A 7,065-nucleotide genomic window follows, 5' to 3' on the forward strand; every position below is an offset into this window, starting at 1 on the left:
TGCGGTGCTTTGCCATGGGCTTCAGTCTCCTAAAGCCCGGCAGCCCCGGTCAATTCCTCAGTGCCGATCTGTCCATCTCGTGGGGCGCACTCCAGGTAGGCGGAGGAATGTGCCGATCTTATGAGGCAGCTGCAAAGGCGAGCATCTTAGAGCAAACCATTTATCCTGTGACGGCTCTCTGCTGTCGGGGATCAGTCGCAAGGCACTGTCGCGCATGACCCTACGACTGGAAACCGTTGCGCCCGACACGGGTGCGCTGTGTCCCACCACAGTCTGAGAGCACCTGACGCCGTATAAAACCTCTGCAAGATCTTGGTGATTGAACCGGAGGCTTTAGGCCCAATCTGACCCATCAAATAGCGAATACACAGAGGCGATACGGGTGAAATCGGATTGCCAGCATTGAGAGGCATCACAAACCAAGACGAAACATTTTTTCAAAAGCTCTTTCACTCCTTAGGCATTGGCAGGTTCACATAGCCGGTATAGAGAGCACGAGAAAACTCCTGGCCAAGGAAGCTCCTACAGCACTGCGTGCTTGCATGCGGTGGAGGGTGTTCCACAAGCCCTGAATTAAGAGCTCGCGAGAATACGAAATGAAGATAGCAATAATTCTCCCAAGCGCCTTCCAAGGCGGGGTTCTACGAAGCGTCCTCAATGTAACACGAATGCTGATCCTAGGCGCTAGGGCTGCGGGGGCTACGCTTGAAGTGAGTTTCGGGCACCCTGAGGGAATGCGGTTCGACTACAATACACTTGATGCGCTAAAGAACCTGGGCGTTGTAATAAGACCATTCCGCCGGCAGCTGATCGAGCATTCAAAGCTAGATGCCTACTACAACAGCTTTATTCCAATAAACGGAAGGCCGGGTTCTGATCGTTACATAGTTTTTAACGATGGCGTGAGTAATTTTGAGGAAGTTGACCTACTTCTTATTGCTTCGGATCACATCGAAGCAGACATACCGCCGCACCAAAAATACGGCATGCTGCTTTACGATTATGTCCAAAGATATCACCCTCATATCTATAACGAGGACCAATGGTCAAAATTCCCCATACGCGCTAGAGTTACAAGCAAAGCTGATTTTGTGCTTACGACGACACAGCAGACCCGGCGAGACGCAATATCGTATGCAGGAGTTGACCCCAACCGCGCCTTTGTGCTTCCGATTGAGTTTGATGCACCCGCGACGTTAAAGGATCGATCTGGCTCTTCCCCAGCTGATATCCATTCGGGTGCGGAGCCTGCCGCTCGACATATTCTGTGGCCTACGATTGTGTCTGCGCACGAAAACCACTCATTTATCCTCGACGGACTCGAACATTTTCTCCAGAAAAATAGTTTGAAAGTCAAAGTGACAGGTTTTCATACGGGTTCATTTGACCCAAAGAACAAAAAGCCTGTCCTTCAAGCTCCTCACATAGAACAGGTCAGGAGCCGAATAAAAAGATCGTCAGTGCTGCAGAGATGCCTGTCCTTTGAAGACTATGTCGAAGATCATGAATTTTGGGATTTGATGGAGAATGCACTATGCGTCCTTCATTCGTCCACTGGAGACAATGGGAGCTACACTATCTTGGAAGGCGCATGGTTGGGCACGCCGACTTTATCTAGCCGTTATCCCGCAATGGAGGAAGTGGCTCAGGCTTTTGACTTGAGGCCTACGTGGTTTTCGTTAGAAGACCCGAGCTCCTTGTCGCGTGCGCTCGATCATGTCTTCGACAATTTTGCTGATCTGAGAAGCTCTCTCCCTTCTCGGGATGCACTGTCGCGCAATCGTTATGATAACCTGGCCACAAAGTATTGGCGGGAATTCTCTTCAATTGTGAAGGCCGCGCTCCAAGGAACAGCACAATGAAAAGGTTCTCCGTTGTCTATACTTGGCGCCCATCTCGTATCGGCGTCAGCGAGGGGCTGAACGTCCTTCTAGCAGACCTGGTAAAAGGTCTTGGGGTACTTGGGATACCAGTTAGAATCTATACTACGTCTCGACATAAGGGCGGCCTTGAAGCAATGCTCCAGGCTAACCAAGTTCCGCAAACTGCTTTTGAGATTGTGCCCATAATTGAGGGTTCGCTTTCACTCGACTGGTATTATGGCAGAGCTAGTCGCCCAAGGCGGCGATCGCGCCTGCTCATGCGCCTTTCTCGCTTCATGCGGCGAATACTGAAACCAAGATCTATGCTCAGATCGTTGAGCTGGATGCTTGATCTGTCTAGATCCAACATTGCGCTCAAGATCTGGCCATTGTTTCTGGTAATTATTCTCACATTGCCAGTTGTGGTTGTCCTACTTCCGGGGCTTGCAGTCATGGCTGCGGCTGCTTTAGGCGGCAGATGGATTGGACGGAAGCTCAGGGCTGCAGTCAGCAATGTGAGGGGACGGACTAGCAAGCGGCTCATCAACGCTCTCGATAGGGCAACTTCTGGCCGGAATAAGCAAATAAGCATCAACACGGTATTCACATACCTCAGCGAAAGTGTCTATCGCCAAGAATGTGAACGCTTGGCACGGGCCCTTCAAAATGTAGAGGATGATACTTTATTCTTCCCTGCGGCGTTTGACGGCCATCTGATCGCGAATCTTAAATCCAAAAAAACTGTTGTTGTATTCCCGGATGCCGTTACGGCGGTTTTTCCGACTCGGTACCCAGCAAATGATTTCATGTCACTTCTGATCTGGAATGTGAAAAGGAGCGTTACGGCTGCGTCAGGGCTTATCTGCTATTCTGAGTTCAGTAAGTCTGAGCAGTTGATGCGCCTTCTCTCCGGTGACAACAGGGATCGCAAGATCACGGTTATCCCTCAGGGCTTCTATGTGGATGCAGCAGCTGAACCCATTTCATCAGAAGAGCTCAATAGTTACGTCAGGAACTACCTTCCGGATTTAGGGGATCTCCCCCGAATGAACTTCGGACACTTTGAGTATCTGATTTACCCTACAGTTGATCGTCCCCATAAAAATTCACTGACGCTGATCAAAGCAGGCGAAGTTCTAATCCGCAAACACTTCCTTGATATCAAAATCGTTCTAACAAGTCCAGGCGCGACGCCAGATGTCATCGATTACATAAGAGACAAGAAGCTCCATCGCGACGTAATATTTATGCCGAGTCTTCCTATCAAGGTATTGAACACTATGCTGGAAGGGGCTGCTGTCACCGTTCATCCGAGCTTGGCGGAAGGTGGTGACATTTTTAACTTCTCGAGGGCTGTCAGTAATGGCACGCCCGCATTACTTTCGAACATCCCGGTAGCTCGGGAGATGTTTGATAGAAATGGTATAACAAAACAAACATACGAGAGTTGGCTTTTCGATCCCTTCGACGCAGACACTCTAGCTGGGAAGATAGCAGACATACTGGCTTCACGCTCTGCCTGGGTGGCGCAGCAGAAAGCCGTACTAGGCCAATTGTCATCTTACCGCTTCGAAGACATGGCAAGGCGCTACTACGAATTTTATTGCAAGGTCTAGACTCGGGAGCTATCTGGTGTGCGGGCTTCAGCCTCCGCTGGTACGTACAAGCTCCTTGCGCTAGCAGGGTACGGGGATTCTCTATGCACGACTTCATTCCAGTTTATTCACCACAGCTGACGGGGGGGGAATGGGACAACGTGAAGGAGTGCCTCGACACAACGTGGATCTCATCTCGAGGTCGGTTTGTAGAGGAGTTCGAGCAGCAGTTCGCGAGCTACGTTGGTACCGCGCATGCCATCAGTGTTTGCAATGGTACTGTCGCACTTCATTTAGCGTTAGCCGGTCTCGGGATTGGTCCCGGTGACAAGGTTGCGGTGCAGACTTTCACCTATGTCGCGTCCGTGAATGCAGTGCGTTACGTCGGCGCAGAACCCGTGTTCATTGATAGCGACCCTGTCACGCTGCAGATGTGCCCGCAGGACCTGTCCCGCAAGGTCGCCTCAGGAGACGTTCGGGCCGTTATCGTTGCGCACTTGTATGGGCAAGCGGCGAACATGGGCGAAATCGCCTCGGTTGCACAAAGGCACGGCATGTTGGTTGTTGAAGATTGCGCTGAGGCATTTGGTACCCGCATTGGCAACCGCCACGTTGGCATTGACAGCGAAGTCGCAACATACAGTTTCTTTGGAAACAAGACGATAACGACAGGCGAAGGTGGCATGGTCACAACCGATGATGCGACTGTTGCCCAACTCCTTCGAAAACTGCGAGGACAAGGCCTCGCGGGTGAACGGGAGTATTGGCACGATGTCGTCGGATTCAACTTCCGGATGACCAATATTTGTGCTGCCATCGGCACAGCACAGCTTGCCCGTGCTGACGAGGTCATCGAACGGAAACGTAAAATTGCTGAGTATTACCGCCAAGCTATCAAGGGAACTCCTCTTGAGTTTCACCATGAGCAGCCCGGAACGACGCACTCTTTCTGGATGTGTTCCGTACTAGCGAAGAGCGCACAGGAGCGGGACACACTGCGTGACTACCTGAAATCATGCGGAATTGACACGCGACCGTTTTTCTACCCTGTCCATTCAATGCCGATGTATCAAGAGTGGGATCATGGGCCTTATCCAGGTGCCGACAACGTTGCTTATCGAGGACTCAATCTTCCGAGCTTTCCCGCACTGAACGACCACCAGCTTGATCGCATCAGTACGGCCATACACCAATTCTACCGCGGCTAAGACACCAAGGAAGGACGGATAGGTGCCCAAAGATATCTTAGTGGGACTGTTCGGCGCAGGCGGTTATGCACGCGAGGTAATGCCCTATGTTGCTGCAGCTTCAAAACATCTTGAGGGGGATCTGGAGCGGACCGCAAAGTTCTGTTTCGTCGAGAAAGCGCCTTCTGCGTTCGAATTGAATGGGTACAGTGTCCTCTCGGAAGAGGACTTTTTCGCGTCAGAAGCAGACCTGTATTTCAATGTAGCGATCGCAGACAGCCGACTACGTGAGAGAATCGCAGCGCGTTGCGCATCTGAGGGCGCTCATCCAATTGACTTGCGTGCGGATAACGTTGTCGTGATGGATCAGGTAACTATTGGCGACGGACAGATTTTGAGTCCCTTTGTAACCCTGACCAGCAATATCCATATCGGTCGCTTCTTTCACGCCAATATCTACTCCTACGTCGCCCACGACTGTAAGATCGGCGATTTCGTTACCTTCGCTCCAGGTGTGAAGTGTAATGGAAACGTAGTGATTGAGGATCACGCCTATATTGGGACTGGAGCCATTATTCGACCTGGGAGTTCCAGTAAGCCTCTCGTGATAGGAACAGGCGCGATCGTAGGTATGGGAGCCGTCGTGACCAAGAATGTTGAGCCTGGTACGACCGTTGTAGGCAACCCTGCCAGACCTTTCGTTCGGTGACCCAGAATCCGCATTAAGGACAGCTATTTGTATGCTCAGCAGTATTTCGCAGGATAATTGCGCTCGCGCCCAGCGTGACGTAGTTCAGGGATTTAACAACTGGCGGATTTGGTGGCTGCTTGGAATAGGGGATATCCGGCAGAGATACAGCCGCTCTCGTTTTGGGCAGTTTTGGATCACGCTTAGTATGTTGGTCCTCGTTGTCGCAATTGGAACTGTATACGCAGCGATTTTTCGGCAGCCTATTAAAGACTATCTTCCCTATTTGGCCTCAAATTTCGTGGTATGGTCGCTGATAGCAGGCATAATCACAGAAAGTACCTCTGTGTTCACCCAGGCCGAGGGCATCCTTAAACAGGAGCCTTTGCCCCGGACTGTCTTTGTGTGGAGACTACTAGTCCGGAACTTCGTAGTATTCTCGCACAACCTCGTGATTATACCGGCCGTCTTGCTTGTGTTCGGGCATGGACTTTCTTGGACATGGCTACTGGTTCCATTTGGTCTGTTGCTTGTGGCTGCGAGTGGATTCTTTATGGCCCTATTATGTGGTCTGCTTTGCACACGGTTTAGAGATCTTCCGCAGATTGTACAAAATGTTGTTCAGATCGCCTTCTTCATATCGCCCGTTACGTGGCCAATCAGCACATTGGGAGAGCGAGCATTCTACGTGGTTGACCTAAACCCATTTGCCTCATTTCTGCGGATTGTCTCTGAGCCAATGCGCGGACAGGTCCCAACCCTCTTTACATATGCTTCCACTTTAGGCGTGATCGTGATCTTAGCATTAGTTGCTCTCCCGCTGTTTGCTCGCTTCCGAGCGCGCGTTGTATATTGGCTTTAGGAGAGGCATCTTGACGTCGATTAGACTTGAAAACGTTCACGTCACATACCCAATTTACAACGGTCGCGGTCGCTCTCTGAAGACGACTATGTTCCGTCGCGTTGGCGGATCCGTCCAGGCTGGCGGGCGCGACATCATCAATGTGCATGCTCTTAAGGGTATAGATCTTCAACTGAATGCGGGCGATCGTCTCGCCCTAATTGGGCACAATGGCGCCGGTAAATCGACATTGTTACGTGTGCTGTCGGGAGCCTGCGAGCCGAGCGATGGTCTTGCCGAAATTCAAGGCAAGGTATCATCTTTGCTTGATCTCGGGATGGGAATGGACCCTGAGCTAACCGGACGTGAGAATATCATTCTAAGGGGGGTATTTCTTGGGATGACGTTCGCGCAGGCGCGGGCGTTAGTGCCCGAGATCATTGAGTTCTCTGAACTTGGGCCCTACGTCGATCTGCCCATGCGTACGTATTCGAGCGGTATGATGCTCCGGTTAGCTTTTGGCGTCTCGACTGCGGTTAGACCTGACATCATTCTTCTCGATGAGATGATCAGTGTCGGCGATGCTGGCTTTGCAGATAAAGCGCAAGCACGTATGGAGGAGATGCTGATGCAGTCTCGTATTCTAGTTCTCGCTTCCCATGATCCTGCAACATTGAAGAAATATTGCAACAAAGCGGCTTTATTGAGAGAAGGCCAGATTGTTGCATCTGGAACGATCGAGGAAATCCTAAACTCCGGATCTATGGGTCAATAACAACTCCAAAGTGCATATCATATGGAGTGCGCCCCTCAGAGTGGACAGTGATCATGCCGCGGGATTGACCGTCTGCCGGACATGTTGATCCTCAAACTGCTTCGGGCTCAGATAGCC

General features: G+C 51.2%; 6 protein-coding genes. All 6 read left to right on the top strand.

The window, feature by feature from the left end; genetic code table 11:
* The first annotated feature begins 734 nt into the window (after positions 1–734).
* The gene (locus BLP10_RS22560) at positions 735–1,862 is read left to right on the top strand and encodes a glycosyltransferase family protein (protein WP_139165590.1); all 1,128 of its coding nucleotides are present in this window, start codon (positions 735–737) and stop codon (positions 1,860–1,862) included.
* Positions 1,859–3,478, top strand: coding sequence for a glycosyltransferase (locus BLP10_RS22565; protein WP_139165591.1), 1,620 nt, complete (start codon positions 1,859–1,861; stop codon positions 3,476–3,478). Before BLP10_RS22560 ends, BLP10_RS22565 begins: the two co-directional genes overlap by 4 nt.
* An 83-nt stretch (positions 3,479–3,561) precedes the next feature.
* Positions 3,562–4,665, top strand: coding sequence for a DegT/DnrJ/EryC1/StrS family aminotransferase (locus BLP10_RS22570; protein WP_091139952.1), 1,104 nt, complete (start codon positions 3,562–3,564; stop codon positions 4,663–4,665).
* A gap of 22 nt (positions 4,666–4,687) precedes the next feature.
* Positions 4,688–5,353, top strand: a complete 666-nt coding sequence (locus BLP10_RS22575) for a NeuD/PglB/VioB family sugar acetyltransferase (protein WP_244510777.1) — start codon at positions 4,688–4,690, stop codon at positions 5,351–5,353.
* A 31-nt stretch (positions 5,354–5,384) separates the two neighbouring features.
* The gene (locus BLP10_RS24135; RefSeq protein WP_091139956.1) at positions 5,385–6,194 is read left to right on the top strand and encodes an ABC transporter permease; all 810 of its coding nucleotides are present in this window, start codon (positions 5,385–5,387) and stop codon (positions 6,192–6,194) included.
* A gap of 88 nt (positions 6,195–6,282) precedes the next feature.
* The gene (locus tag BLP10_RS22585; protein ID WP_210183659.1) at positions 6,283–6,948 is read left to right on the top strand and encodes an ABC transporter ATP-binding protein; all 666 of its coding nucleotides are present in this window, start codon (positions 6,283–6,285) and stop codon (positions 6,946–6,948) included.
* Positions 6,949–7,065: the final 117 nt, after the last annotated feature.

It is taken from the genome of Microvirga guangxiensis (genome assembly GCF_900102135.1).
Taxonomy (GTDB): domain Bacteria; phylum Pseudomonadota; class Alphaproteobacteria; order Rhizobiales; family Beijerinckiaceae; genus Microvirga; species Microvirga guangxiensis.

Excerpts from the sequence above, each read along its gene's own strand:
- BLP10_RS24135 (WP_091139956.1), top strand. The coding sequence starts at position 5,385 with ATGCTCAGCAGTATTTCGCAGGATAATTGCGCTCGCGCCCAGCGTGAC.
- BLP10_RS22570 (WP_091139952.1), top strand. The coding sequence starts at position 3,562 with ATGCACGACTTCATTCCAGTTTATTCACCACAGCTGACGGGGGGGGAA.
- BLP10_RS22565 (WP_139165591.1), top strand. The coding sequence starts at position 1,859 with ATGAAAAGGTTCTCCGTTGTCTATACTTGGCGCCCATCTCGTATCGGC.
- BLP10_RS22585 (WP_210183659.1), top strand. The coding sequence starts at position 6,283 with ATGTTCCGTCGCGTTGGCGGATCCGTCCAGGCTGGCGGGCGCGACATC.
- BLP10_RS22560 (WP_139165590.1), top strand. The coding sequence starts at position 735 with ATGCGGTTCGACTACAATACACTTGATGCGCTAAAGAACCTGGGCGTT.